This window comes from Rhodococcus sp. 06-1460-1B, assembly GCF_002258475.1.
GTDB lineage: Bacteria > Actinomycetota > Actinomycetes > Mycobacteriales > Mycobacteriaceae > Rhodococcoides > Rhodococcoides fascians.
In genome coordinates this window covers 1-24,922 of the sequence record NZ_NOYS01000035.1, presented here as the reverse complement: position 1 = coordinate 24,922, position 24,922 = coordinate 1, and the positions used below count along the sequence as shown (strand labels likewise).

Annotated in this window: 26 protein-coding genes; 11 read left to right on the top strand and 15 right to left on the bottom strand. The window is 65.2% G+C overall.

Features of this window, described 5'->3' with window-relative positions:
• Nucleotides 1-7: 7 nt before the first annotated feature.
• From CH268_RS21030 to CH268_RS21015, 4 genes are all read right to left on the bottom strand, one after another.
• A complete protein-coding gene (locus CH268_RS21030; protein ID WP_027498028.1) occupies nt 8-1,207 on the bottom strand; it encodes an NAD(P)-dependent malic enzyme in 1,200 nt (399 codons plus the stop codon).
• Nucleotides 1,208-1,478: 271 nt separating this feature from the next.
• On the bottom strand, nt 1,479-1,772 hold the full coding sequence (locus CH268_RS21025; RefSeq protein ID WP_051365246.1) for a hypothetical protein: 294 nt from the start codon (nt 1,770-1,772) through the stop codon (nt 1,479-1,481).
• Nucleotides 1,769-2,383 carry a MarC family protein gene (locus CH268_RS21020; RefSeq protein WP_027498030.1) on the bottom strand — a complete coding sequence of 205 codons (615 nt, stop codon included), beginning with the start codon at nt 2,381-2,383 and terminating at the stop codon, nt 1,769-1,771. Before CH268_RS21020 ends, CH268_RS21025 begins: the two co-directional genes overlap by 4 nt.
• Nucleotides 2,380-3,216: a PHP domain-containing protein gene (locus CH268_RS21015; RefSeq protein WP_094621242.1), complete on the bottom strand. Its 837-nt coding sequence runs from the start codon at nt 3,214-3,216 to the stop codon at nt 2,380-2,382. Before CH268_RS21015 ends, CH268_RS21020 begins: the two co-directional genes overlap by 4 nt.
• Nucleotides 3,217-3,295: 79 nt before the next feature.
• On the opposite strand from CH268_RS21015, the gene CH268_RS21010 reads away from it, so the two are divergent.
• Nucleotides 3,296-4,384, top strand: a complete 1,089-nt coding sequence (locus tag CH268_RS21010) for a magnesium and cobalt transport protein CorA (RefSeq protein ID WP_094665793.1) — start codon at nt 3,296-3,298, stop codon at nt 4,382-4,384.
• A gap of 90 nt (nt 4,385-4,474) precedes the next feature.
• Here CH268_RS21010 and CH268_RS21005 read toward each other — a convergent pair whose 3' ends face one another.
• Nucleotides 4,475-5,068 carry a suppressor of fused domain protein gene (locus tag CH268_RS21005; protein ID WP_176458017.1) on the bottom strand — a complete coding sequence of 198 codons (594 nt, stop codon included), beginning with the start codon at nt 5,066-5,068 and terminating at the stop codon, nt 4,475-4,477.
• Nucleotides 5,069-5,138: 70 nt separating this feature from the next.
• Here CH268_RS21005 and CH268_RS21000 point away from each other — a divergent pair, with 70 nt between their 5' ends.
• The 3 genes from CH268_RS21000 (at nt 5,139) to CH268_RS20990 (ending at nt 8,269) form a co-directional block, all read left to right on the top strand.
• Nucleotides 5,139-5,855, top strand: a complete 717-nt coding sequence (locus tag CH268_RS21000) for a metallophosphoesterase family protein (protein ID WP_027498034.1) — start codon at nt 5,139-5,141, stop codon at nt 5,853-5,855.
• Nucleotides 5,845-6,708 (top strand): chromosome partitioning protein ParB, encoded by an 864-nt coding sequence (locus tag CH268_RS20995; protein ID WP_094665792.1) that lies wholly within the window; start codon nt 5,845-5,847, stop codon nt 6,706-6,708. The genes CH268_RS21000 and CH268_RS20995 overlap by 11 nt, the downstream gene beginning before the upstream one ends.
• Nucleotides 6,709-6,832: 124 nt before the next feature.
• Nucleotides 6,833-8,269: an MFS transporter gene (locus CH268_RS20990; protein ID WP_094665791.1), complete on the top strand. Its 1,437-nt coding sequence runs from the start codon at nt 6,833-6,835 to the stop codon at nt 8,267-8,269.
• A gap of 65 nt (nt 8,270-8,334) precedes the next feature.
• Here the strand turns inward: CH268_RS20990 and CH268_RS20985 are convergent, their stop codons facing one another.
• The 6 genes from CH268_RS20985 to CH268_RS20960 all read right to left on the bottom strand — a co-directional run bounded on the left by CH268_RS20985 (nt 8,335) and on the right by CH268_RS20960 (nt 14,347).
• Nucleotides 8,335-9,504, bottom strand: a complete 1,170-nt coding sequence (locus CH268_RS20985; RefSeq protein WP_032375493.1) for an ABC transporter ATP-binding protein — start codon at nt 9,502-9,504, stop codon at nt 8,335-8,337.
• Between the two features lie 5 nt (nt 9,505-9,509).
• Nucleotides 9,510-10,343, bottom strand: a complete 834-nt coding sequence (locus CH268_RS20980) for a carbohydrate ABC transporter permease (RefSeq protein WP_027498037.1) — start codon at nt 10,341-10,343, stop codon at nt 9,510-9,512.
• Nucleotides 10,343-11,287, bottom strand: a complete 945-nt coding sequence (locus CH268_RS20975; RefSeq protein WP_027498038.1) for a carbohydrate ABC transporter permease — start codon at nt 11,285-11,287, stop codon at nt 10,343-10,345. Before CH268_RS20975 ends, CH268_RS20980 begins: the two co-directional genes overlap by 1 nt.
• Nucleotides 11,284-12,606, bottom strand: coding sequence for an ABC transporter substrate-binding protein (locus CH268_RS20970; RefSeq protein WP_048315910.1), 1,323 nt, complete (start codon nt 12,604-12,606; stop codon nt 11,284-11,286). Before CH268_RS20970 ends, CH268_RS20975 begins: the two co-directional genes overlap by 4 nt.
• A 196-nt stretch (nt 12,607-12,802) precedes the next feature.
• Nucleotides 12,803-13,291 (bottom strand): general stress protein, encoded by a 489-nt coding sequence (locus tag CH268_RS20965; protein WP_027498040.1) that lies wholly within the window; start codon nt 13,289-13,291, stop codon nt 12,803-12,805.
• Nucleotides 13,292-13,390: 99 nt separating this feature from the next.
• Nucleotides 13,391-14,347, bottom strand: coding sequence for an HpcH/HpaI aldolase/citrate lyase family protein (locus tag CH268_RS20960; protein ID WP_094665790.1), 957 nt, complete (start codon nt 14,345-14,347; stop codon nt 13,391-13,393).
• A gap of 60 nt (nt 14,348-14,407) precedes the next feature.
• Here CH268_RS20960 and CH268_RS20955 point away from each other — a divergent pair, with 60 nt between their 5' ends.
• The 6 genes from CH268_RS20955 to CH268_RS20930 all read left to right on the top strand — a co-directional run bounded on the left by CH268_RS20955 (nt 14,408) and on the right by CH268_RS20930 (nt 20,758).
• The gene (locus CH268_RS20955) at nt 14,408-15,682 is read left to right on the top strand and encodes a magnesium transporter MgtE N-terminal domain-containing protein (RefSeq protein ID WP_027498042.1); all 1,275 of its coding nucleotides are present in this window, start codon (nt 14,408-14,410) and stop codon (nt 15,680-15,682) included.
• Nucleotides 15,683-15,702: 20 nt separating this feature from the next.
• Nucleotides 15,703-16,233 carry a DUF1003 domain-containing protein gene (locus CH268_RS20950; RefSeq protein ID WP_045840756.1) on the top strand — a complete coding sequence of 177 codons (531 nt, stop codon included), beginning with the start codon at nt 15,703-15,705 and terminating at the stop codon, nt 16,231-16,233.
• 125 nt (nt 16,234-16,358) lie between these two features.
• Nucleotides 16,359-17,231 carry a lytic transglycosylase domain-containing protein gene (locus CH268_RS20945; RefSeq protein WP_176458016.1) on the top strand — a complete coding sequence of 291 codons (873 nt, stop codon included), beginning with the start codon at nt 16,359-16,361 and terminating at the stop codon, nt 17,229-17,231.
• A gap of 70 nt (nt 17,232-17,301) precedes the next feature.
• On the top strand, nt 17,302-18,438 hold the full coding sequence (locus tag CH268_RS20940; RefSeq protein ID WP_032365383.1) for an Mrp/NBP35 family ATP-binding protein: 1,137 nt from the start codon (nt 17,302-17,304) through the stop codon (nt 18,436-18,438).
• A gap of 92 nt (nt 18,439-18,530) precedes the next feature.
• Nucleotides 18,531-19,988 carry an amino acid ABC transporter substrate-binding protein/permease gene (locus tag CH268_RS20935; protein WP_027498046.1) on the top strand — a complete coding sequence of 486 codons (1,458 nt, stop codon included), beginning with the start codon at nt 18,531-18,533 and terminating at the stop codon, nt 19,986-19,988.
• Entirely contained in the window at nt 19,985-20,758 is a 774-nt protein-coding gene (locus CH268_RS20930; RefSeq protein ID WP_094665788.1) for an amino acid ABC transporter ATP-binding protein, read from the top strand. Before CH268_RS20935 ends, CH268_RS20930 begins: the two co-directional genes overlap by 4 nt.
• 160 nt (nt 20,759-20,918) lie before the next feature.
• On the opposite strand, the gene tatB is transcribed toward CH268_RS20930, so the two are convergent.
• The 4 genes from tatB to sigE all read right to left on the bottom strand — a co-directional run bounded on the left by tatB (nt 20,919) and on the right by sigE (nt 23,961).
• Nucleotides 20,919-21,383, bottom strand: coding sequence for a Sec-independent protein translocase protein TatB (gene tatB, locus CH268_RS20925; RefSeq protein ID WP_094665787.1), 465 nt, complete (start codon nt 21,381-21,383; stop codon nt 20,919-20,921).
• A gap of 18 nt (nt 21,384-21,401) precedes the next feature.
• Nucleotides 21,402-22,907, bottom strand: a complete 1,506-nt coding sequence (locus tag CH268_RS20920) for a S1C family serine protease (protein ID WP_094665786.1) — start codon at nt 22,905-22,907, stop codon at nt 21,402-21,404.
• 84 nt (nt 22,908-22,991) lie between these two features.
• Nucleotides 22,992-23,318, bottom strand: a complete 327-nt coding sequence (locus CH268_RS20915; RefSeq protein WP_094665828.1) for a hypothetical protein — start codon at nt 23,316-23,318, stop codon at nt 22,992-22,994.
• A 16-nt stretch (nt 23,319-23,334) separates the two neighbouring features.
• The gene (sigE, locus tag CH268_RS20910; RefSeq protein WP_045840779.1) at nt 23,335-23,961 is read right to left on the bottom strand and encodes an RNA polymerase sigma factor SigE; all 627 of its coding nucleotides are present in this window, start codon (nt 23,959-23,961) and stop codon (nt 23,335-23,337) included.
• 239 nt (nt 23,962-24,200) lie between these two features.
• Between sigE and CH268_RS20905 the strand changes: the two genes are divergently transcribed.
• Nucleotides 24,201-24,812, top strand: coding sequence for an O-methyltransferase (locus CH268_RS20905; protein WP_032365496.1), 612 nt, complete (start codon nt 24,201-24,203; stop codon nt 24,810-24,812).
• Nucleotides 24,813-24,922: the final 110 nt, after the last annotated feature.

The window sequence follows — 24,922 nt, the reverse complement described above, 5'->3', positions numbered from 1 at the left end:
TGTTTTCCTACGCGACGCCCTCGGCTCGCGCTGCTGCCGCAACTGCGTCCGCAACGGCCGGGGCGACGCGAGGATCGAGTGGGCTCGGGACGATTCGGTCCGCGGCCAACTCGTCGCCGAGAACCGAGAGGATTGCCTCGGCAGCGGCGAGCTTCATGCCTTCGGTGATACGGCGTGCACCGGCGTCGAGCGCGCCCTTGAACACACCGGGGAAGGCCAGAACGTTGTTGATCTGATTGGGGAAATCACTGCGTCCGGTCGCGACGATGGCCGCGTACTTCCTGGCCACCTCCGGGTGAATCTCCGGATCCGGGTTCGAGAGCGCGAACACGATGGACTCGGGGGCCATCGAGGCGATGACGCTCTCGTCCACCTTGCCTGCGGACAGTCCGAGGAACACGTCGGCTCCGGCCAGCGCATCGCCCGGTCCCCCGCTCAGTCCACGAGGATTGGTCCGTGCGGCGAGGTCGGCCTTGACGCCGGCGAGGTCACCGCGATCGGCCGAGACGACGCCCTTGGAATCGAGGACCACGACGTCGGAGATGCCGGCGGCGAGCAACATGTTCGCGCACGCAACGCCTGCAGCGCCTGCACCCGAGACGACCACTCGAAGCCCGGCCAGGTCCCGGCCCTGTACCCGTGCGGCACCCGTCAGCGCCGCGAGGACGACGATGGCGGTGCCGTGTTGGTCGTCGTGCATCACGGGGCAGTCCAGTGCCTCGACGACGCGTCGTTCCACCTCGAAACACCGCGGGGCGGAGATGTCTTCGAGGTTGACGGCTCCGAAACTGTGTCGCATCCGCACGATCGTCTCGACGATCTCGTCGACATCGTGGGTATCGAGCACGATCGGGATGGAATCGAGGCCGGCGAACTTCTTGAACAGCGCCGCCTTGCCCTCCATCACCGGCAACGACGCGCGCGGACCGATATCGCCCAGGCCGAGCACCGCGGAACCGTCGGAGATGACGGCGACCAGCCGGTCGGTCCAGGTGTAGCGCTTGGCCAGCGCCGGGTCGGCGGCGATGGCACGGCTGACCTGGGCCACTCCCGGGGTGTAGGCGATCGAGAGATCGCGCTGGGTCTCGAGCGGCGCGGCCAACTGGACCGAAAGCTTGCCGCCGAGATGCCCGGCGAAGATCTCGTCGTCGGTGATCGCGGCCGCAACTGCCGATGGTGTTCCTGTGGTGTCTTCGACTGCCGTCACGGTGAAAGCTCCTCGCACTGTCGGCCTCGACGAGGCAACACGTGTCTACGAAGTGATTGATGCTCGAAAGGGTCGCGGACTACCGGAGGGCGCCAGTACTGGCTGCCGACTGCCGAAAAGCGTGTCTCGCACGTGCGGCGGGTGTGCCTGCACAGTCAACGATGGGCTGTAGCCGCATCGCTGCAACGGCCCAAGTGTGCCATACCGCCCACCGAACTGACCACAGAGTCAGAAACCCAGCGTGAACCGCTGCCACCACTGCGCTACCGCCCTACTGCCACCATTGGGTCCACAGGACGAGACCGGTGACCACGAAGACCACGATCGCTCCGAGGAAGGCGGTGAATCCGCGTCGGTGATCGGCGATCCGCTGCGCTGCGATGGCGACGACAGCGGCAACGATGTGCACGGTGACCGACAGCGCGCCCGGTCCCGGGTAGCCGCGGGACTGACCGAGATATTGGGTGACGCCGACGCCGATCGCCAGCACCACCAGTCCGGCGGTGACGATGCCGCTGAGCCCCCGCAGGAAGCGCAGCCCGGCACCCGCTCCGGCCCCGCTCATGCTCCGGCCACGAATCCGCGGACGGAGTCCGCGATCAACTGCACCGCGATGGCGGCGAGCAACAGGCCTGCGATGCGCGCCAGCAGCGAAATGCCGCCTTCGCCGAGCAGCCGGATGAGGACGGTGGAGAATCGTAGAATCACGAAGAACAGGACGTGAATCGTGATGATGCCCAAGGCAATTGCGAGCAACGAGCTCGCGTTGCCGTCGGCCTGACTGACGTAGACGATCACCGCGGCGATAGCTCCGGGGCCCGCCATCAACGGCGTACCCAGCGGCACGAGTGCGACGTTGACGTCCTCGGCCGCCGCGTCGCCGCCCGCGCCCTTACCGGTGAGCAACGACAGCGCGATGAGCAGGAGCAGAAGTCCACCCGCGCCCTGCAGTGCCGGAATGCCGATGTGCAGGTAGCTCAGAATGGCCTGGCCGCCGATCGCGAAAACCGAGATGACGGTGAGCGAGACCGCGGGTGCCTGCCATGCGGCCTTGTTGCGCACTTCCTTGCTCTTGCGTCCCACCAGGGACAGGAACACCGGAATCGCGCCCGGTGGATCCATGATCACGAACAGCGTGATCAGAACCGTCAGGTACAGCGTCACGTCGAAGTTCATGACCGGGCCGCCGCGATCAGTCGGTCGTACTGCTCCGGGGCGGTGGTGTACTCGCCCAGCTTCACGGTCTTGTTGGTGCCGTGATAATCCGAGGACCCGGTGACGATGAGGTCCAGCTCCGCAGCCAACTCGGCCATCACCACGGTGTCCTCCGGCGAGTGGTCCATGTGGTGGACTTCCACACCGCCGAGCCCGAGCGGGGTGAGTTCTCGGATGTGGTCCAGATCCAGGATGCGTCCGCGCTTGCGGGCCCGGGCATGCGCGAGCACGCTGACGCCGCCTGCGGCGGCGATCATCTCGACGGCGACGTCGAGTGGAGTGTCGACCTTGCCCACGTAATACTTGCCACCCGTTGCCAGCGGACCGGCGAACGCCGCGTCCATGTCCGAGACGTAGCCGGCCTCGATCAGAGCCTGGCCCAGATGGGGACGACCGGCGGCCTCCCCGGCCGAGGCGAGAACCGCGTCGGGATCGATGGGTAGGCCGTCCGCGGCCATGTTCTCGGCGATGGCCCGCAGCCGGGTCACCCGCTCACCGCGCAGTCGTGCACGCTCGGCGGCGAATGCCTCGTTCTCGGGGTCGAACAGGTACGCCAGCAGGTGCACCGGGACGGGCGTGCCGTCCTCCCCACGACCGGTGCACGACAGTTCCATGCCGCGCACGAGCGTCAGGCCGGCGGGCGATGCGGCAGCGGCCTCGTCCCATCCCGCCGTGGTGTCGTGATCGGTGAGCGCCACCACCGACAGGCCCGCTGCCGACGCAGCGCGAACCAGCTCGGCCGGGCTGTCGGTACCGTCGGACGCTGTCGAGTGGGTGTGGAGATCGATGAGCACCAGAACAGTGTCCCAGGCGTACCGCCGTGATGTTCCGGGCCCACTGTTCTGTCGTTTTCCTGGCGTACGATTGCCCGCCATGCCGTCCCTTCCACCGCGTCCCTCACTGCCCTCGCTGCACCGACGAGGAAACAAGGCCGTTCCCGAGTCGAGTCCACGAATACCGGTGCCGACGGCGCGCGCCATCGTCGACTGCGCTGTCTACGTCGACGGCTCCCGGCTACCCGGCCGGTTCACTCACACTTCCGCGATCGCCGAAGTACGAGCCCGCGGCGAGGGGTTCGTCTGGGTGGGCCTGCATGCGCCGGACGACCGTCAGATGAACGCGATCGCTCAGTGTTACGACCTGCACGAGTTGATGGTCGAGGACACCGTGCACGCGCATCAGCGGCCCAAGCTCGAGCGATACGACGACGTCGCATTCCTCGTCCTACGCACGGTCAAGTACGTCGAACACGAGTCGGTGACGACGGCGAACGAGATCGTCGAGAGCGGCGAGATCATGGTGATGGTCGGTCGAGATTTCGTCATCACCGTCCGACACGGCGAACACTCCGGATTGGCCGGCGTGCGCCAGCGACTCGAGGACAATCCGGAGCAGCTCGCGCTCGGCCCGTCGGCGGTGCTGCATGCGGTGGCCGACCACGTCGTCGACGAGTACCTGGCCGTCACCGACTCGATCGAGAGGGACGTCGACGGCATGGAGGAGGAGGTGTTCTCCCCGCATCATCACGTGCCGATCGAGAACATCTATCTGCTCAAGCGGGAGGTCGTGGAACTACGCCGGTCGGTGACACCACTGTCGACGCCTCTCGCACGGCTGGTCCAGGAGCCCAGTGTTCCGAAGTCCGTCCGGCGGTACCTCCGTGACGTGCAGGACCATCACACCACCGTCGCCGAACGTATCTCCGAATACGACGAGGTACTCAGCTCGCTCGTCGACGCGGCCCTGGCTCGGGTGACGATGCAGCAGAACCTCGACATGCGCAAGATCTCGTCCTGGGTGGCGATCGCGGCGGTGCCGACCATGGTGGCCGGCATCTACGGCATGAACTTCGACAACATGCCGGAGCTGCACTGGACCTACGGGTATCACACGATCGTCGCGATCGTCGCCTGCGTGTGCGTCGGTCTGTGGCGCACGTTCCACAAGAACAACTGGCTGTAGATCCTGCGCCGGAGATCTACAGCCAGGGACGAACTCCGACAGAAGCGGGTAGCCACCGGAAGTCGACACCCTGTGCGCAGGAGCGCCCGATCAGAGGCTGGCTGCAGACCGGTTGGGGTCTCGAACGTCGATCCCCGCTTCCTTCCAGGCCTCGCGCAACGCATCCGCCCCGCGTAACCGCACCCAGGCGGCCTCGGTTCCGGTCAACGGCACCGCGGCGAAGAAATGAACCGGATCGAAAGGCTCCGGCAGCGGCAGGTCCGCGATGTCGCTCGGCCCGAGCAGCACGGCAGTGAACGGCGCGTTGGTCCACAGCGGCTCACCGAGATCGAGCAGGGCGTCCTCCACCAGCACGACGCCCTCCACCGCGGGCGAAGCCGCGAGCACGGCCAAGCTCTTGTGGACGCCCGACGCCACGCCTGCGCCACCGCGAAGGGTCAGTACCAGTTCGGCGCGAGGGCCACGGGACGGATCGGCGACCATGTCGTTCGGGTCTGCCATGGGATGACGCGAGCAGCCGAGGCTGACGTACCGCACCACCTCGGAGTCCGCTCCGAATCGCAGCACGTCCAGTGACTCCAGGCCGAGGAACGTCACGGACGCGGACGACGGGTTGTCGTCGCCGATCTCGGTCAGCAGATGTGCGCGTACCGCGGTAATGACACTCTCGCTCACGAGACCCATCCAACACCACCGGTGCCCGAGAAGTCCGTTCGGAGGTGCCACCGCGGACGAGGTGGGTACCGTCGTACCCGTGGTATCCGTTCTCGCTGTGTCCGACGAAACGATCGAATCTCTGTGGAGTCCGCAGGTGAAGTCGCTCGGCGTCGATCTGATTCTCGGCGCGGGCGACCTTCCGTTCGATTACCTCGAGTATCTGACCGACGCGTTGAACGCTCCGTGCGTGTTCGTGCCCGGCAATCACGACGCGGACCTGACGGGTTATTCGGCCGGGAAGGCCGGCTGGATGCGCGCAGGGCTGCCTGCCACCTGGCCGGGGCCGGTGGGTGCGATCAACGTCGACCGGCGGATCGTGTCCGCTGCCGGTCTGCGTATCGCCGGTCTCGGCGGGTCGATCCGCTACAACGGCGGACCCAATCAATGGACGCAACGTCAGCAGCGCAGACGCTCACGCACCCTCACTCGAACATTCGCGTGGAATCGCAACGTCCGCAAGGACGTACGGCCGGTGGACATTCTGCTCACTCACAGCCCACCCCTCGGAGTCGGCGACGACACCGACCCGGCACACGTCGGCTTCGACTGCCTGGACGAGGTGACGCGTCGACTCTCCCCACAGTTGTTGTTGCACGGCCACATTCATCCACACGGCCACACCCCGGACGATCTGGCCCTGCACGGGGCGGCGGTGATCAACACCGTCGGATACACCCTGCTCGACGTCGAACCGGGTGGGCAGCGACAGCACGTCGAAGCACCGAGGATCGTGAGGCGCAGACATGGCACGTGACACCGGATTTCCGGCCGCCGACGCGGAGAACGACTTCACCCGCCAGCGTCGACGCGCCGACGTGGCGAGACTCGTCGGGTGGCTGCGGCGTCAACCCGACGACGTCAACACCATCCTGCCGTTCGACGAGGTGGTCGCTGCCCTCGGCAAGGTCGGGGAACGGCACCTGGGTCTGCAGGTCATTCGCGTCGAGACCATCGTCGGCAGCGTCGACCGCACCCGGGACTTCGACAGATTCTTCAGGCCGACCTCGGCGCGGATCAGGGAACGCTGGCAGCGGTTGGCGGCGGCGCAGCGCCGCGGTGAAGCGATGCCGCCGATCCAGGTGTACCGCATCGGCGGCATGCATTTCGTCGTCGACGGGCATCACCGGGTGTCGATTGCGTTCGCGATGCATCGCACGACGATCGACGCCGTCGTCACCGAGATCATCACGCGTATCTCCCCCGAGGGCATCACCCGGCGCGGCGATCTGTTGATCAAGGATCATCGCCGCATCTTCCTGAGTCGGGTGCCCCTGGTGGGACGCGCAAGCGAGGCGGTACAGGTCACCGACCCGTTCGATTACGCGCAACTGAGCGAGTCGGTGGAGGCCTGGGGATTTCGGCTGATGCAGGAACTCGGGGAGTTCGTCGACCGCGGAACGGTCGCGCGACGCTGGTTCGGTGAGGAGTACCTGCCGGTGGTGCGCATGGTCCGGGCGGCCGAGATTCTCGAGGACCGCACCGATGCCGAGGCCTATCTGTGGATGAGCCGTGAGCGCTACCGCTTGGTGCGCGAGCACGTCTGGAACGATGAGATCGTCAGTGAACTCCGGCAGAAGGCCCTGGGGAAGCCCAACCGGGCGCAGTAGTCCGTCCGAGGCACCTCGGCTCACACCGGGGAAACCGGTACCCGATAATTAATTAGATGCGTTCAACATTTTAGTTCGATCGGTTCGTATTTTCGGTTGTCATAGGTAACGAGGTAGCTCTTCCATGTCCACCCGCCGCACACTGCTGCCAGGACTCTGTTTCATCGTCATGACCCTCGCCGTCCTGCAGACGATGGTCGTTCCCATCGTGGGCACCATCGGCACCCAACTGGGCGTCAGCACCACCGCTGCCGGGTGGGTGCTGACGGCGAACCTGTTGGCCGCGGTTATCGCCACCCCCGTCATCGGCCGACTCGCCGACCTGCACGGCAAACGCCCCGTGCTCATCGGCGTCCTGACCGTCGTGCTGGCGGGGTCGCTGCTGGCAGCGTTGACCGATTCACTGACCTGGCTGCTGGTGGGCCGCATTCTGCAGGGCGTCTCGTACGCCCTGTTCCCCATCGCCCTGGCGGTGTTGCGCGACGAGATGCCACCGCGCGCACTCGTCGGCTCGATGTCGATCCTGTCCGGCACTCTCGGCGTGGGCGGCGGATTCGGATTGGTGCTGACGGGGCTGCTCACGGCCAACGGTGCCGACTACCACCGCGTCTTCTGGCTCACCGTCGCCATCGTCGTGGTTGCACTCGGCATCGCGTGGTTCGGTGTCCCGGCCCGACCGCGTAGCGGCAGCGGGTCGGTCGACTGGTGGGGTGCCGTGCTTCTGGCGGGCACACTCCTGCTGCTGTTCCTGGCCCTCACCCAGGGCCGCACGTGGGGCTGGGGTTCGGTGGCCACCATCGGATGCGCTGTCGCGGGCGTGCTGCTGGGAACAGTCTGGTGGATCTTCGAGAAACGCATCGATGCCCCGCTCGTCGCACCCCGCATGCTCACTCACGGGCCACTGCTGGCCACCAACGTCGCCACCCTGTTCGTCGGCGTCGGAATGTTCGCCAACTTCCTGGCCTGCTCCTACTTCGTGCAGACCCCACGTGCCGTCGCCGGCTACGGATTCACCGCCAACGTTCTCGAAGCGAGTGTCGTGTACCTGCTGCCCGGTGCAGCGGTAGGAGTGGTGGCCGCGGTGATCAGCGGTCGCCTCATCGGATCGTTCGGGCCGCGCCGAGTTCTCGTCGGCGGTGCGGTGATCGGCGTTCTCGGATTTGCGTTCGTCGCGGTGGCCCATGATCACACCTGGCAGCTCATCACCGCGGGCATCGTCATCAACACGTTCGTCAGCCTCGCGTTCGCGGCCCTGCCCAACCTGCTCATGGCCGAGGTCAGCGCGGCGGACACCGGCGTGGCCAACAGCGTCAACTCGATCGTGCGCACCGTCGGCACGTCGATCGCGAGTGCGTCATTGTCCACCGTGCTGGCGATGTTCACCATCGACGGCACAAACGTGGCCCGCGAGAGCGCGTACACCGCAGCCTTCGTCGCCGGTGCCGTGGCCTGCGCCGTCGTCGCCGCGGCAGCCCTGGCCATCAGAAGCACCCCGGCAACGCGGCAATCGGTGCGGGTTGCCGAGTCCGAACCGAACACCACGTCGAACGTGCCACTGTGAGCCTGCGGCATGTGAGTGAAACTTCGTAGTGGGCTACGAAGTTCCGCTCACATGGGCGTAGCGCTCTACAACGTCAGGTTCGCACCCGACGCCTGGTCGAACACCGAGATCTTGCCCGGGTCGAACCACAGTTCCACCTGACCACCCTCGGCGGCCTTGGATTCGGCTGCCAGACGCGCAACCACCTGTGCGCCACCGAGATCGGCGATGCCGGCATCGGCGGCCAGCTCCTGGAGTTCGCTGGACTCGACCTTGGCACCCTTCAGCGTGAAGTAGACGTACTTGTCGCTGCCCATGGACTCGAGCACGTCGACGGTTGCGGTGAAGGTGGCGCCGCTCATCTTCTGGTAGCCGTCGATCAGTGCCGCGTCCTCGAAGTGCTCGGGACGGATACCGACGACCACCTCGCGGCCCGGGTTCTTGGCCTTGATCGCGTCCATTCGCTCGAGCGGGATCTCGATGTCGCCGAGGGCGGTGGACACTCCGTTCGAGGTGAGCTGTCCCGGAACGAAATTCATCGAGGGCGATCCGATGAAGCCGCCCACGAACAGGTTTCGCGGCTTGTCGTAGAGCTCCTGCGGAGAACCGATCTGCTGCACCAGCCCGCCGCGCAACACCACGACGCGGTCGCCGAGGGTCATGGCCTCGGTCTGATCGTGCGTGACGTAGACGGTGGTGGTGCCCAGGCGCTTCTGCAGCCGCGAGATCTCGGCGCGCGTCTGGACTCGCAACTTGGCGTCGAGGTTGGACAGCGGCTCGTCCATCAGGAAGGCCTTGGGGGTGCGAACGATGGCGCGGCCCATCGCAACTCGCTGTCGCTGACCACCGGAGAGGTTGGCGGGCTTCCGGTCGAGGTGCTGACTGAGATCGAGGATCTTGGCAGCCTCTTCGACCTTGTCGTTGATCTCGGTCTTGGAGAGCTTGGCGAGCGTCAGCGGGAAGGCGATGTTCTGCCGGACCGTCATGTGTGGGTACAGCGCGTAGGACTGGAACACCATCGCGATGTCGCGATCCTTCGGTGCCTTCTCGTTGACGCGCTCCCCCGCGATCCGCAGCTCACCCGACGAGATGTCCTCCAGCCCGGCGATCATGTTGAGCGTGGTGGACTTTCCGCAGCCGGACGGTCCGACGAGGATGATGAATTCGCCGTCGGCGATGGTGATGTCGACGTCGCTGACGGCAGCGGCGCCGTCCGGGTAGAGCTTGGTGACTTTGTCGAGAACGATTTCGGCCATGACGGTTATCCCTTCACTGCGCCGGACGTCAAGCCCGCCACGATACGTCGTTGGAAGAAGAGCACGAAAATGATGATCGGGATCGTGATGACGACGGCGGCTGCCGCGATCGATCCCGTGGGCTCCTCGAACTGAGAGCTACCGGTGAACTGCGAGATGGCCGCCGGGACGGTGACCGAACGTTCCGTCGCCGTCAGCGAGATGGCGAGCAGGAGGTCGTTCCAGGCGAAGATGAACACCAGGATCGATGCGGTGACGATGCCCGGTGCCGCCAGCGGGGCGATGACCTTGCGGAAAGCCTGTGCGGGCGTTGCTCCGTCCATCTTCGCCGCCTTCTCCAGCTCCCACGGGATCTCGCGGAAGAACGCGGAGAGGGTGTAGATCGCCAACGGCAACGCGAAGGTGATGTACGGGATGATCAGACCCGGCCAGGTGTCGAACAGACCGAGCGAGCGCGAGATGTCGAACAGCGGTGTCACCAGCGAGATCTGGGGGAACATCGCGATCAGCAGAGCCGCACCGACCAGGAGCTTCTTGCCCGGAAAGTCCAGCCGGGCAACGGCATACGCGGCCATGGTGCCGATCACGACGGCGATCACCGTGGTGATCAACCCGATTCCGATGGAGTTCACCAGCGCCGAGGTGAACTGGTTGGTGGAGAAGATGCCCTTGTAGTTCTCCAGAGTGAACGACTGCGGGATGAACTTTCCGTCGGCGATCGTGGCCGTCGATTTGAACGACAGGCTGATGATCCACGCCAACGGAACGAGCGCGTAGAGGAGGACGAGGACGTTGACGACCGTCCAACCGACCTTCTTGCGAGGCGTAACAGTGGTCATTACTTGCGGCCTCCGTCGTCGGATCCCGGTGCCGAGGCACCGAACAACTTGATGAACACGAACGCGATGATCGCGACGCAGAAGAAGATCAGGATGCTGATCGCCGACCCGAGTCCGAGGTTGAACGCGCCGAACAGGTTGTTGTAACCGAGAATCGACACCGATCCTGTCTCGTTGCTCCCTCGGGTGAGGACGTAGATGTTGTCGAAGATGCGGAACGCGTCGAGCGTGCGGAAGAGCACCGCGACGAGAATTGCCGGCTTCATCAACGGAATGGTGATCCGCATCAGCCGCGTCCAACCACCCGCTCCGTCCACCTCGGCGGCCTTGAGCAGATCGTCGGGCACCAGAGCCAGGCCTGCCAGCAGCAGCAGAGCCATGAACGGGGTCGTCTTCCACACCTCGGCCAGAACCACGATCGCGAGCGACGGGAACTGCTCGGTGAGTGGCGCGCTGCCGTCGGGCAACAGGTTGGCGAGATAACCGGTGCCCGGGGTCCAGGCGTAGTACCAGCTGTACGCGGCGGCGACGGTCACGATGCCGTACGGAATGAGCACCACGGTGCGGACGAGTCCGCGGCCGAAGATGGTGCGGTGCATGACCAGAGCCACTGCCAGACCGAGGATGAACTCGATGATCACCGAGATGATCGTGATGCCGGCGGTGACGCCGAATGCCGTCCACCAGTAGCCGTCGGACAGCACGGTCACGTAGTTGGAGATGCCGACGAATTGGCGATCCTCGGGGAACGCGAGGTTGTACTTCTGCAGACTGAGCCAGAAGGCGTACACGATCGGGTAGCCGGTGACCGCGAGCATCAGGATCGCCGCGGGTGCGACAAGGAGCAATCCCAGGCGTCGTTCGGCTTTCTTACCGTCGGAGATGTTCTTCAGAGCCGCCTGCCGATCGGCGGGCTGCGGCTGCGATTCGGTGGGATCGCTCATGGAATCAACCCTTCGGAATTGACGGCCTTGCTGACCAGTTCTGCGAGCTTGTCCACGTCGGCAACCGGATCGATGTTCTGCGGCGGGTTGAGGGCATCGGTCAACAGAATCGAAATGCTCTGGTAGGCAGGCGAAACGGGCCGCACTGCCGCGGACTCGATGGAACCGAGCACCCCTTCCCATGCGGGATAGACGGCCTGGAACTCCGGATCGGAGTACAGCGACTTCAGCACCGGGGGCACGCCGCCGTTGACGGCGTTGTTGCGCTGATTCTCCTGGTTGGTGAGGCACTCGACGGCTTCCCAGGCGAGGTCCTCGTGCTGAGTGGTCTTCGCGACGCCGATGTTGAAGCCGCCGATGGTGACCTTGGCGGGCTCCCCCGCGTTCACCTCGGGGTACGGAGCACTGCGGAAGACCTCGGCGATGCGTGCATCCTGCTGATCGGCAGGCACATTCGCCAGATCGAGGAACGACACTGCCCCGGCGACGGCGTTCTCCTTCAGGCCGGGAAGCACGAACGGGTAGTTGACCTGGAAGGCCATCCGTCCCGACTCCATGCCGAGTCGAGCTGTCGCCTCGTCGCTCTGCGAGACCGATGGATCGCGGCCGTCGGCCGTGGCCACCCGCTTGATGATCTCGAGGGCCTTCTCGGTGGCGGCGCGATGCTCGGGAGTGTCGTTGAGTGTCACCGTCGTTCCGTCTTCGGCGACCACCGACCCACCCGCGCTCTCGAGCAGCGAGTTGAACCAGACCATGAAGCCCTCGTACTGCTTGGCCTGCACACCGATCTGAGCGGGCTTACCGGCGGCCGCGTTGGCCTCGGCCACGTCGATCAGCTGATCCCACGTCTGCGGCGGGGTACCGCCCGGCACCTCGTCGGGCCGGTACCAGAGCAACTGGGTGTTGGAGTTGAGCGGAACGGCGTAGAGCTGGTCCTGCCATTCCGCGGTGGCGAGCGGGCCTTCCAGGGTGGACCCGTCGCGCAGCTTCGCCGAGAGGTCGTCCGGGACGGGCAATGCCCATCCGGCCTCGGCGAATTCGGCGGTCCAGACGACGTCGAGCGTCATCAGATCCAACGTCTGGTCGTTTCCGGCGAGACGCCTCGCGAGCTGCAGGCGCTGATCGTTGGCACTCTTGGGCAGTGTTCGCTGCTCCACCCGATACCGGCCGTTGGAGGCGTCCGAACACACCTGTGCCGCAGCGGCGTACTGCTCTGCGCCGTCTGCGGCAGTGTAGAAACTCAGAACCGGAACCGAACTGTCGGACGAACCACACGCTGCGAGCAACGGACTCGTCACCAGAGCCGCTGCCGCCAACACCCCTATCCTCGTTGCTTTTCCACGCCTACGACCACGATGTCTCGGCACTGTCCCGCCTCCGTACGTTCGGTTACTCGCGCAGCCCTTGTGTCGGCACTGCCGTGCACGAGAGAAACGTAACCGAACTCACTGGCCTCGAGGGCGATTTGGGGCTATTCCGTTACCTGTCGGTTGCCTGGTCGTCCAACCGTTGTGATCAAATCGACAGTTTGGCGAGCAGGTCGCGTGCTTTCTCTGCCGTCCGGGGCTCGCAGATGACGTCGTAGCGTCCGGCGACCAACTGCATGCTCGACGCGAAATCACGCTGACCCTTGGTGGCCGCATACGGAATGGACGCCGAAATCAGGCCGAAGATGATGCCGCCGCCGACGCCGATGAGCAACGCGCCGAAGATGTTCTCGCTGAAGATACCGAGGACGAGCCCGAGGAACACGCCCAACCATGCACCCGAAACAATGCCTCCGCCAATGACTTTGGGCCAGGTGAGCCGGCCGAGAACGCGTTCGACCTGCATCAGATCGACGCCGACGATGGTGACGTCCTGTACCGAGAATTCCTCGTCGGAGAGGAAATCGACTGCGCGCTGCGCCTCGGCATAGGTGGGGTAGGAACCGATGGGCCAGCCGGACGGCGGCGTCGGCAGTCCTTGCCCTGGGCGGCCCGGCTGTGAGAGGGGATTGGTCATGCCCCCATTGTGCCCCGAAACGGACTTTTCTGGTCGCTTCTGCAGGCTCCGCTCCGGCACCGTCACACCCATTGTTCGGCCCTCGGACAACCGCCTCGATCAGGAGATCGGCGGCTCGAACGTCGTCGTGCGTGTCAGACCGGCCGCGCGGCCCTTCGCCGAGACGACCAGCGCCATCTTGCGGCTCGCCTCGTCGATCATCTCGTCGCCGAGCATCACCGCACCGCGAGCGCCGCCCGCCGCCGAGGTGTGGAACTCGTACGCGTCGAGAATCAGCTCGGCCTTGTCGTAATCGTCCTGTCGTGGCGCGAAGATCTCGTTGGCCGCCTCGATCTGCGTCGGATGCAGCACCCACTTGCCGTCGAACCCGAGGCCGGCCGTCCGTCCCGCGGCCCGGCGAAACGCATCGAGATCGCGTATCTGCAGGTACGGTCCGTCGATTGCCTGCAATCCGTGCGTCCGAGCCGCCAGCAGGATCGTCATCAGAATGTGGTGATAGGCGTCGCCGGTGTCGTATCCCACCGGCTGTTCCCCGACGACGAGGGTGCGCATGTTGACGCTCGCCATCAGGTCGGCCGGCCCGAACACCAACGTCTGCACCCGGGGGCTCGCGGTTGCGATCTCGTCGATGTTGCGCAGGCTGCGTGCGCTCTCGATCTGCGGCTCGATGCCGATGGCCCCGACGTCGAGACCGTGCTCCTTCTCGAGCTGAGTGAGCAACAGATCCAACGCCTGTACGTGCGCCGCACACTCGACCTTCGGCAACAGGATGGCGTCGAGATTTCCACCCGCCCCGGAGACGACGTCGATGACGTCGCCGTACGTCCACTGCGTCGTCCAGTCGTTCACGCGCACGACCTTGAGCTGATCGCCCCAACCGTCGGAGTTCAACGCGTCGACGATGCGTGCGCGGGCCTCGACCTTGGCGATCGGCGCGACGGCATCCTCGAGATCGAGGAAGATCGCGTCCGCAGGCAGGCCCTTGGCCTTGGCGATCATCTTGTCCGAACTGCCCGGAACGGCCAGTACCGATCGACGCAATCCCGAAGCACCCATCGAAAGCACTACCCCTGTCTGATTCACCCGCTGTATTGCCCTGCCTCTAACCTTGCCATCATGGCAGCACTGAGCAAGGTATTCGCGGCCAGGCTCGCCGGCCTCGGCGTCCTGGGCCCCGACGGCGAATCGATCGGGCGAGTGCGCGACGTGGTGGTCTCCATGCGCGTGGGCAGGGCACAGCCGCGAGTCCTCGGGCTCGTGGTCGAATTGGCAACGCGCCGAAGAATTTTCGTCCCGATGCTGCGAGTGACCAGCATCGAGCCCAACTCCGTTCAGCTCACCACCGGAAACGTCAGTCTGCGCCGATTCACTCAGCGCGCGAACGAGATTCTGGTGTTCGCGCAGATCCTCGACTCCAAGGTCCGCGTCGACGATCCCGAGCTCGACGAATTGCACGACACCGATTCCGTCGTCGTCGATCTCGGCATCGAGCTCACCCGAACTCGAGACTGGAAGGTCGCACGCGTGGCGGTGCGTAAGCAGCGCCAGCGCCTTGCGCGACGCGGTGCCATCCATGTCGTCGACTGGCAGCACGTGCAGGGGCTCACGCAGAACGAACTGTCGATGCCCGACCAGGGTGTGGCGCAGCTGTTGATGCAGTTCGAGGACCTGCGCGCCGCCGACGTGGCGAATGCGATGCGCGAGCTCCCCGTCAAGCGCCGCATGGAGGTGGCGCGGGCATTGGACGACGAGCGCCTCGCCGACGTCGTCCAGGAATTGCCCGACGACGATCAGGTGGAGCTGATGCACTACCTCGGAGTCGACCGTGGTGCCGACGTGCTCGAGGCCATGGACCCCGACGACGCTGCCGACCTCCTCGGCGAGCTGCCCGAGACCGAAGCGGAATCGCTTCTACGACTGATGGATCCAGAGGACTCCGCGCCGGTGCGCCGCCTGCTCGAGCACTCCCCCGACACCGCCGGCGGTCTGATGACGCCCGAGCCCGTGATCCTCACCGCGTCGACGACGGTGGCCGAGGCCCTCGCTCGGGTACGCAACCCCGACCTGACGCCTGCGCTGGCCTCACTCGTGTTCGTGGTGCGGCCGCCGACCGCAACACCGACCGGCCCATATCTGGGCTGTGTTCACCTGCAGCAACTGTTGCGAGAACCCCCGGCGAGCCTGGTGGGCGGAGTCGTGGACAGCGCACTCCCGCGGCTGTCCCCCGAGGACAGCCTGACCGCGGTGACGCGGTACTTCGCGACGTACAACCTCGTCTGCGGCCCGGTGGTCGACGACGAGGACCACCTGGTCGGGGCCGTGACCGTGGACGACGTCCTCGATCACCTGCTGCCCGAGGACTGGCGAGATCAGGAAGTGGCCGGACAGTGAAAGAAACAGCACGCCAAAGAATGGACACGCCGCGCGGTTCGCGGCTGTTCAACGTCAACTTCGACTTCGATCTCGGCAAGTCGGGTGAGAAAGCCGCCAGGTTCTTGGGCACCGGACGCTATCTGGCGATTCAGACCGGCATCGTCATCGTCTGGATCTTCCTCAACGTCGTGGCCGTCAATCTGCAGTGGGACCCGTATCCCTTCATCCTGCTCAACCTCGCCTTCTCGACGCAGGCCGCGTACGCCGCGCCGTTGATCCTGCTCGCCCAGAATCGGCAGGACGATCGCGACCGCGTCTCTCTCGAAGAGGATCGGTCGCGGGCTCAGCAGACCAAGGCCGACACCGAGTTTCTCGCGCGGGAGCTCGCAGCCCTGCGTATCGCCGTCGGTGAAGTCGCCACCCGTGACTATCTGCGCCGCGAACTCGACGACATCAGGGCGTTGCTGGAACAAGCGACGGGTCAACCCGCCAACGCACCGAAGAAGGCGCGCAAGAAAGCGGCCGCACGCCTGGCCGACGACGCGTCGGGCGAGACCGACCCGCAATAGACCGCGCACCCCTCCGCGCCTGGTAACGGCCCGATAACGGAACAGTCTCGAATCAGGTACCCTCGATCCCGGTCATCAGGTCGGGCCCCGGAGATCATCCGGGGAAATCAGGAGGTACAGCGCGCGTGGGTCGTCACAGAAAAGCATCGAATTCCAAGGTTCGACGGAACTCGGTGATTGCTCTGGCAGGCCTCGTCCCCGCGGGACTCGTCACGGCCGCGACCAGCGCCGGAGCCACCGAATACATCCCGTTCGTCACCGCCAAGACGGCCCCGGCCGCACAGGAATCGAACTCCGTGGTCGAGACCCCGCAGCCGATCGCCCAGGACCAGCAGGCGCAGCCGGTGGCTCAGGCCGAGCTGCCGACACCCGCCCCGGTCCCCGCACCCGCGCCGGTTCCCGAGATCCCGCCCACACCCGAGCTGCCCACCAACCTTGCGGTCAGCCCCATCGCGATCCCGGTCGTCAACGTCTCCGCCTACAAGAACGCCGAGCGCATCCTGGCCCAGCAGCAGCCCGGCTGCGGCATCAGCTGGACCGTCATCGCCGGCATCGGCCGCGTCGAGTCCACCCACGCCAACAACGGCAAGGTCGACGACTCGGGCGAACTGCACGAGCCCATTCTCGGACCGGTTCTCAACGGCACCCTCGCCGGCAATCAGGTGATTCGTGACACCGACGGCGGCGCGCTCGACGGCGACACCCAGTACGACCGTGCAGTCGGCCCCATGCAGTTCCTGCCCTCTACGTGGAACCTCTACCACGCCGACGGCAACGGCGACGGAGTCTCCGACCCACAGAACCTGTACGACGCGGCCCTGGCCACCGGCATGTACCTGTGCGACGACGGCACCAACGCCCGCGACCTGGCCTCGACCACCCGGGCAATCCTGCGTTACAACAATTCGATGGCCTACGTGGCAAACGTGCTCGCGTGGTCGGCCGGTTACGCCACCGGCATCGTGCCCTCCTCGGACCAGCTCCCGCGGATTCACTGAATTCAACGCAGCACTAGATCGAGCTGCCCTGCTGTTCATCGGGAGTCGGCGCACCGCCTAGCATGAAGCAATGGCTGTACTGACCGAATCCGACGTTCGGACCGCGCTGACGAAGGTCATCGACCCCGAGATCCGTAAACCCATCACCGACCTCGGCATGGTCAAGAGCATCGACATCGCCCCCGACGGAGCCGTCGGCGTCGGCATCTACTTGACGACCTCCGGTTGCCCGATGAAGACCGAGATCAGCGATCGCGTGAAGAACGCCGTCGCCGACGTCGCCGGGGTCGGCACCGTGACGGTCGAACTCGACGTGATGAACGACGAGCAACGCACCGCACTGCGCAAGTCCCTGCGCGGCGATTCCGCCGAGCCCGTCATTCCCTTCGCGCAACCCGGATCGCTGACGCGCGTGTACGCGGTGGCGTCGGGCAAGGGCGGCGTGGGCAAGTCCAGCGTGACGGTCAACCTTGCCGCGTCCCTTTCCGCCCGCGGCCTGTCGGTGGGTGTGCTCGACGCCGACATCTACGGCCATTCCGTTCCCCGCATGCTCGGCAACGACGCGCGACCCACGCAGGTGGAGAAGATGATCATGCCGCCGCAGGCGCACGGCGTGAAGTTCATCTCGATCGCTCAGTTCACCGAGGGCAACACGCCGGTCGTCTGGCGCGGACCCATGTTGCACCGGGCCTTGCAGCAATTCCTCGCCGACGTGTTCTGGGGCGACCTGGACGTGCTGCTCCTCGACCTTCCGCCCGGCACCGGCGACGTGGCAATCTCTGTCGCACAACTGATTCCGAACGCAGAGATCCTCGTGGTCACCACCCCGCAGCAAGCCGCTGCCGAGGTCGCCGAGCGCGCCGGAGCGATCGCACTGCAGACGCGTCAGCGCGTTGCGGGCGTCGTGGAGAACATGTCATGGCTCGAGCTGCCCGACGGTACCCGGATGGATATCTTCGGATCCGGTGGCGGACAGGACGTATCGGATCGCCTCACCAAGGCCGTGGGCGCCAAGGTGCCTCTGCTGGGCCAGATTCCGCTCGACACCGCCGTCCGTGAAGGCGGCGACGCCGGCACTCCGATCGTGTTGGGCCACCCGGATTCGCCTGCGGCACAAGCACTCGAGGCGGTCGCCGGAAAACTTGCAGTGCGCGAGCGCGGACTGGTGGGAATGTCGCTGGGAATCGACACAACTCGGAAACTGTAGGGCAGGCGCTTATACCCGACAAACGACGCGGGGAACAGGGTTGGAGCCTTATGATTTGCCTTCAATCCTACTGTCGATAGAGAGTGGCCTTCATGAAGAAGCCGCATCGGGTCAGGCCGGTCGTCGTTCCGGTACTGATCGCACTGCTGATGACCCTGCTGGGATCCGTACTCGGTCCCGCGCTGGCGTCGGCACAACCTGCCCCGCCAGCCCAGAATTATTCGATCGCGACAGACACCACGTTCGCGCCCTTCGAATTCCAGGACGAGACAGGCAAACTCGTCGGAATCGACATGGACCTGCTCGCGGCCATCGCCGTCGACCAGGGCTTCGACTACACCGTCGAGCAGGTTGGATTCGACACCGCACTCCAGGGCGTCACCAGCGGCCAGTTCAACGGAATGATCGCCGGCATGTCGATCACCGACGAGCGCAAGGCCACCTTCGACTTCTCCGATCCGTACTTCGATTCCGGTGTCCAGATGGCAATTCTGGATTCGAACGACGAGATCAAGGGCTACGAAGACCTGCGCGGTAAGTCGGTCGCGGTCAAGAACGGCACCGAGGGTGCGACGTTCGCGACGTCGATCGCCGATCAGTACGGCTTCACCATCCGCAGCTTCGACGACTCCGCGACCATGTTCGAGGAAGTGCGTACCGGAAACTCCGCAGCGGCCTTCGAGGATTACCCGGTTCTCGCCTACGGCATCACCCAGGGCAACGGCTTCAAAACGGTCACCGAGAAAGAAGCCGGTGCCAGTTACGGATTCGCCGTCGCCAAGGGCACCAACGCCCAGTTGCTCGACCAGTTCAACACCGGCCTCGAAAACCTGCGCGCCAACGGCCAGTACGACGAAATCCTCGACACCTACCTCAACGCCGACGCGTCCACCGCCGACACCTCGATCCCCGGCCTGATCGCCAGCAGCTGGCAGTTGCTGCTCAAGGGTCTGTGGCTCACGATCGTGCTGACCGTCATCTCCATCGCCATCGCGTTGGTACTCGGCGGCATCTTCGGCCTGTTTCGCGTCTCGACCAACATCGTGCTCCGCGGCATCGGAACCACCTACGTCGACATCTTCCGTGGCACACCGCTTCTGGTGCAGGCATTCTTCATCTACTTCGGCGTACCCGCGGCACTGAACTTCCAGATGTCCGCGTTCACCGCAGGCATCATCACACTCTCGCTCAACGCCGGTGCGTACATGGCCGAGATCGTCCGCGGCGGCATCCTCGCCGTCGACAAGGGCCAGATGGAGGCGTCGCGCAGCCTCGGCATCAGCTACCTCAAGTCGATGCGAAAAGTGGTGATGCCACAGGCAATTCGCACGATGATCCCGTCGTACATCAATCAGTTCGTCATCACGCTCAAGGACACGTCGCTGCTCTCGGTCATCGGCCTCGCCGAGCTGACGCAGACCGGTCGTCTGATCATCGCCCGCAACTTCGAGTCGTTCAACATGTGGCTGATCGTCGGCGTCCTGTACTTCATCATCATCATGGCTCTCACCAAGCTGTCGAACCGGCTCGAGAAGAGGATCAACAAATGAGCACCGAACTGACCAAGGACCTGCCGGTCGACAAAGGTCCGGGAACGAAGATCTCGATCAAGGCCCTGCAGAAGGCGTTCGGCGACAACACGGTTCTCAAGGGCATCGACGCCGAGATCGCCAACGGTGAAGTGGTCTGCGTGATCGGACCGTCCGGCTCCGGCAAGAGCACGTTCCTGCGTTGCCTCAACAAGCTCGAGGACATCACCGCCGGATCGGTCGTCGTCGACGGCACCGACCTCACGGCCAAGAACGTCGACCTGGACAAGGTGCGCCAGAACATCGGCATGGTGTTCCAGCACTTCAACCTCTTCCCACACATGACCGCCCTCGAGAACGTCATGCTCGCGCCCGTCGAGACCAAGAAGATGTCGAAGTCGCAGGCCAAGGATTCGGCCGTGAAACTGCTCGAACAAGTGGGCCTGTCCGAGCGTGCGAACTACAAGCCGGCCAACCTCTCCGGCGGGCAGAAGCAGCGCGTCGCCATCGCCCGGGCACTGGCCATGAGCCCGTCGATCATGCTGTTTGACGAAGCCACCAGCGCCCTGGACCCCGAAATGGTCGGCGAAGTTCTGCAGGTACTGCGCGACCTCGCCAAGGGCGGTATGACGATGGTGGTCGTCACCCACGAAATGGGCTTCGCGCGTGAGGTCGCGGATCGAGTGATCTTCATGGCCGAGGGCGTCATCGTCGAAGAGGGAACACCCGACGAGCTGTTCGGGAATCCACAGAACCCACGCACCCAGGACTTCCTGAACAAGGTGCTCTAGCCACTGGCCCGCCCACTCCTGCCGCCCGCCCCGCCGCGGATCAATGCGCCTTTGTTGCACTCAGAGCGACTGAATCCCACATTCATCCGACGGGGGGCGCAGCGGTCGGGCGGGCGCAGCCTGCAGACTGGGTGGTTCGTCGGGCCGGTTGGGGCTATGCCTACGTGGCGTCCGCGTCGATGGGCGGGGTATCGCCCGCCGCGAGTTTCGGTTCGTTCTTGCTCATCGACACGGCTCCCCCGGATGTACTGCCCGAGGACACGCCGTTCTGCGGGGTGGGCCCGCCGACGTTCTTCGGCTTGGTGTCGAAGGGCTTGCCTTTGAAGGTGTCGTCCAGCGGATTTTTGAAGATCGAGTCGTCGCCGTCGAGCAGGTGCTTGGTGATCACGGCTCGGGGTGTCATGCCGCGGAGTTGGTTGAGGTCGGCGAGGGGCTTACGCAGGTCCTCGAAGTCGGTGCCGAGCTCGTCCTTGAGTTGTTGGCTCGCGCCGTTGGCGTAGTCCTTGACCTGGCGGAGCGATTTCGACACCCAGCTGATGGCACCGGGGAGACGATCCGGGCCGAGGATGACCAGAGCTGCTACGAGGAGAATGACGAGCTCTCCCCAACCGATGTTGCCGAACACGGGTGCCAGCCTACGTCGTCAGTCGGAAACCGGCGTGACGGACAGGTCCACCAGCCGTCCGGAGCGGACGAGTTGCACCGGCACCGCCTGGCCGATCGTGGTTTCCTGCACCGCGACGACGAGCTCGTCCGCGTCCCCCACCGAGCGGTCGCCGACCTTGGTGATGACGTCCCCTTCGACGATTCCGGCTTGCTGGGCCGGCCCACCGGCCCGGACGTTGGCGACTTCTGCGCCCGCCGAGGTTTCGTTGATCACCGAACGCGCGTTGATCCCGAAATCCGGGTGCCGCATGACGCCGTCCCGAATCAGGGCCTGCGCCACCTCGGTGACCTCGTCGACGGGTATCGCGAAGCCCAGTCCCACCGATCCGCCGCTCTCGCTTCGGATGGCGGAGTTGATGCCGATGACGCGACCTTCGAAGTCGATGAGGGGGCCACCGGAGTTACCCGGGTTGATGGCTGCGTCGGTCTGTACCGCGTCGATGACGGCGTTGGTGTCGGTGCCCTCCCCCGACAGCGCGACGGGGCGGTCGAGCGCACTGACGATGCCCGAGGTGACCGTCTTGTTCAGGCCGAGCGGCGACCCGACGGCGATGACGTCCTGGCCGACGCGGACGTCGTCGGAGCGCCCGAGCTGAGCCTCGGTGAGGTTGCCGACGTCGGTCTTGAGCACGGCGAGATCGGTCTTGGTGTCGCGGCCGACGATGCGTCCGGGCACTTTGGTGCCGTCAGAGAAGGTGACTTCGAGGGTCGACTTGTCCTCGTCGGATGCGGCGAGCGAGATCACGTGATTGTTGGTCACGATGTAGCCCTCGTCGGCGTCGATCACGACGCCCGAGCCGGTGCCTCCGGTCTCGCCGAGGGTCACCTGAATCGAGACGACCGACGGCAGGACCTCGTCGGCCACCTTGCTGATCTGGCCGCGTGGGACGTCGTCGCCACTGGACTGGGTCAGTGTCACTTTCTGGCTGGTCAGTGCGCCGGTCACTTCGGCGGTCAGGCGGCCGAACAGTCCACCGACCAAGCCGATGACGAGGGCAAGGACACCGAGTACGACGAGCGCCCGCACGGATACCGATCGCCCGAACAAGACGTCGCGCACGCCGAGCTTGGTTCCAGGCGGGAGTACAGGAGGTGGTGGGGTGTCGAGGGCCGCGCCGCCCATCGACACTCGGGACGCGGGATCACGCCACGGATCGGCCGGGACCTGGGGGCCGGCGTCGGACTCGTCGACGGCGTCGGGGTCGCGCTGCAGTGACTCGGTGGCGTCGTCGGGACGTCCGAAGGCCTCGGCCAGGACGGGGTCCGGCGGCCGGACCGACAGCCGGGAAGGCAGTTGTTCGTCGGGGCGACGTGGGGAGAACGAACCGCCGACGTCATCGGGACGTCCGAACACCGAGGCCGACACCGGATCGACGGTGGGTCGATGGACCGGACGCGGCGGCAACCGTGGACCTTCGTCTGCTGTGCCTGTGGTCTCGGTGCTGGTCGAATTCGATGTCACGCGTCCGGTTACCCCTCGCATACGTCGGTGTGAGAGTTCAGTATCACTCGAGCGGTCGGGGCAGCTCGATGCAGGTGAGGACTCGTCGGGCAGAAAACGCGGCGGTCAGCGTCGACGACGGCGCACGGCCTCGACGGACGCCATGAACGACCGCTTGGATCGAGCGGGCCCGTCTTCGCCTGCACAGGACGGAATCTGGCTCAGCAAACCGAGGAGCGAATGTGGCATCGGCATCTCGCCCGCTCCGCGGAGCGCTCGACGCGCCTGCTGCTGCGCCTCGACCTCGGCCGAGCATTCCGGGCATTCGGAGAGGTGGTGAGCGGCGCGGAGGTGAGCGGGCATTCGTAGTTCACCATCGACGTAGGCTGCGACGGCTTCACTGGCCAGATGTTCGGTGGAGCTGAATTGCCGAGGCTTGCGTGCCTGCGTCATCCAACCCTCCTCGTAGCTAGTGGACACTTGCGTGACCCGAGTCGACCTTCCCGTGCACTCGAAGGTACTCCCGTAGCGCGTGACGGCCACGGTGAATGCGACTACGAACCGTTCCGAGCTTGACGCCCAGTGTCGCACCGATCTCTTCGTACGACAGTCCTTCGATGTCGCACAACACGATTGCGGCGCGAAACTCGGGTGCCAGTGAATCGAGCGCAGACTGCAGATCCGGGTCGAGGCGAGCGTCGTGGTAGATCTGCTCGGGGTTGGGCCGGTCCGACGGAACGCGGTCGTAGTCCTCGGGCAGTGCTTCCATGCGGATACGGCTGCGGCGACGAACCATGTCGAGGAACAGGTTGGTCGTGATGCGGTGCAGCCAGCCCTCGAACGTTCCCGGCTGGTAGTTCGACAGGGAGCGGAACACGCGGATGAAGGTGTCCTGAGTCAGGTCCTCGGCGTCCTGGGCATTGCCGGAGAGGCGGTACGCGAGTCGGTAGACGCGGTCGCCGTGTTCGCGAACGAGCTCGTCCCAGGACGGCATGGTGGAGTTCTCGCCGGTCGCATCGAACACTGCGGTGCCGCTGAGGTCGTCGGGGGTGGGCACGGACTCGGGTAGACGTGCGATGTCGCGATCGCCGTTGATCTTGTAAATAGTTGGATCCTCCTGCTCAGGACTGCGTACGTCCTTCTGATTCAACCGACGACTACCCTCGGATGTTCCAGCTCACACTTCGCAATCGAGACGGACCTGCGATTCCTCCATAGCCTGACCGACCCGCGTGTGGGTCCGGTATGAATCACCTGAGGCCCACCTGAGAATGTGTGCGTGAGATCGAGCCCCGGGCACGATAACCTCGGGACGTGCCGACCAACGCCGAGAAGATGCTCGCTTATGCCGAAGACTCCGCTCAGGAGGACGAGGTTCTGATCGCAGCCAGAGAGCGAGCCGTCGACCTCGGTGCCGCTCCGGTGCCGCCGTCCGTCGGTGCCATCCTGAGCATCTTCACTCAGATGCTCGGCGCGAAGACTGTCGTCGAAATCGGAACGGGCGCGGGAATCAGCGGCCTGTGGTTGCTCGACGGGATGCGAGCGGACGGTGTACTGACCACCATCGACACCGAGCCCGAACACCAGCGGGCAGCGCGAGAAGCATTCCGGGCAGGGGGAATTGCGCCGTCCCGCACTCGGCTCATCAACGGCTGGGCCTTGGACGTACTCCCCCGATTGGCCGACGACACCTACGATCTGGTCTTCATCGACGCCAGCCCTGCGGACCATCCACACTTCGTCGCCGAGAGTGTGCGGTTGCTACGCCCCGGCGGAGTTCTGGTGCTGCACAACGCATTGCTGGGTGGACGGGTGGCCGACCCGACTCAACGAGACGCGACTGCGGTGGCCGTTCGATCGGCCGCGCGAGCCATCGCCGAGGACGAGCGCCTGACGACGGTGCTGCTTCCTCTGGGCGACGGGTTGATCTGCGCGTCGCGGGCGTGAGTGCGCTCCGCGCAGTGGTGCGGTTAGGTGCCCTCTGGGGGCTGTTGCATTTTGTGTGAGCGGTAGTTCGACGTTGTAAAGGGGTGGCTCGGGTTCGATGCCCGGGTCAC

Bases quoted from the DNA above. Each gene is read 5' to 3' on its own strand.
- CH268_RS20940 (WP_032365383.1), top strand. From the start codon at position 17,302: ATGGCTGTACTGACCGAATCCGACGTTCGGACCGCGCTGACGAAGGTC.
- CH268_RS20930 (WP_094665788.1), top strand. From the start codon at position 19,985: ATGAGCACCGAACTGACCAAGGACCTGCCGGTCGACAAAGGTCCGGGA.
- CH268_RS21020 (WP_027498030.1), bottom strand. From the start codon at position 2,383: ATGAACTTCGACGTGACGCTGTACCTGACGGTTCTGATCACGCTGTTC.
- CH268_RS20905 (WP_032365496.1), top strand. From the start codon at position 24,201: ATGCTCGCTTATGCCGAAGACTCCGCTCAGGAGGACGAGGTTCTGATC.
- CH268_RS20920 (WP_094665786.1), bottom strand. From the start codon at position 22,907: ATGCGAGGGGTAACCGGACGCGTGACATCGAATTCGACCAGCACCGAG.
- CH268_RS20985 (WP_032375493.1), bottom strand. From the start codon at position 9,504: ATGGCCGAAATCGTTCTCGACAAAGTCACCAAGCTCTACCCGGACGGC.
- CH268_RS20950 (WP_045840756.1), top strand. From the start codon at position 15,703: ATGGACACGCCGCGCGGTTCGCGGCTGTTCAACGTCAACTTCGACTTC.
- CH268_RS20935 (WP_027498046.1), top strand. From the start codon at position 18,531: ATGAAGAAGCCGCATCGGGTCAGGCCGGTCGTCGTTCCGGTACTGATC.
- CH268_RS20960 (WP_094665790.1), bottom strand. From the start codon at position 14,347: ATGGGTGCTTCGGGATTGCGTCGATCGGTACTGGCCGTTCCGGGCAGT.
- CH268_RS20995 (WP_094665792.1), top strand. From the start codon at position 5,845: ATGGCACGTGACACCGGATTTCCGGCCGCCGACGCGGAGAACGACTTC.
- CH268_RS21005 (WP_176458017.1), bottom strand. From the start codon at position 5,068: ATGGGTCTCGTGAGCGAGAGTGTCATTACCGCGGTACGCGCACATCTG.
- CH268_RS20990 (WP_094665791.1), top strand. From the start codon at position 6,833: ATGTCCACCCGCCGCACACTGCTGCCAGGACTCTGTTTCATCGTCATG.
- CH268_RS20965 (WP_027498040.1), bottom strand. From the start codon at position 13,291: ATGACCAATCCCCTCTCACAGCCGGGCCGCCCAGGGCAAGGACTGCCG.
- CH268_RS20915 (WP_094665828.1), bottom strand. From the start codon at position 23,318: ATGACGCAGGCACGCAAGCCTCGGCAATTCAGCTCCACCGAACATCTG.
- CH268_RS20975 (WP_027498038.1), bottom strand. From the start codon at position 11,287: ATGAGCGATCCCACCGAATCGCAGCCGCAGCCCGCCGATCGGCAGGCG.
- CH268_RS20980 (WP_027498037.1), bottom strand. From the start codon at position 10,343: ATGACCACTGTTACGCCTCGCAAGAAGGTCGGTTGGACGGTCGTCAAC.
- CH268_RS20955 (WP_027498042.1), top strand. From the start codon at position 14,408: ATGGCAGCACTGAGCAAGGTATTCGCGGCCAGGCTCGCCGGCCTCGGC.
- CH268_RS21025 (WP_051365246.1), bottom strand. From the start codon at position 1,772: ATGAGCGGGGCCGGAGCGGGTGCCGGGCTGCGCTTCCTGCGGGGGCTC.
- CH268_RS21010 (WP_094665793.1), top strand. From the start codon at position 3,296: ATGCCGTCCCTTCCACCGCGTCCCTCACTGCCCTCGCTGCACCGACGA.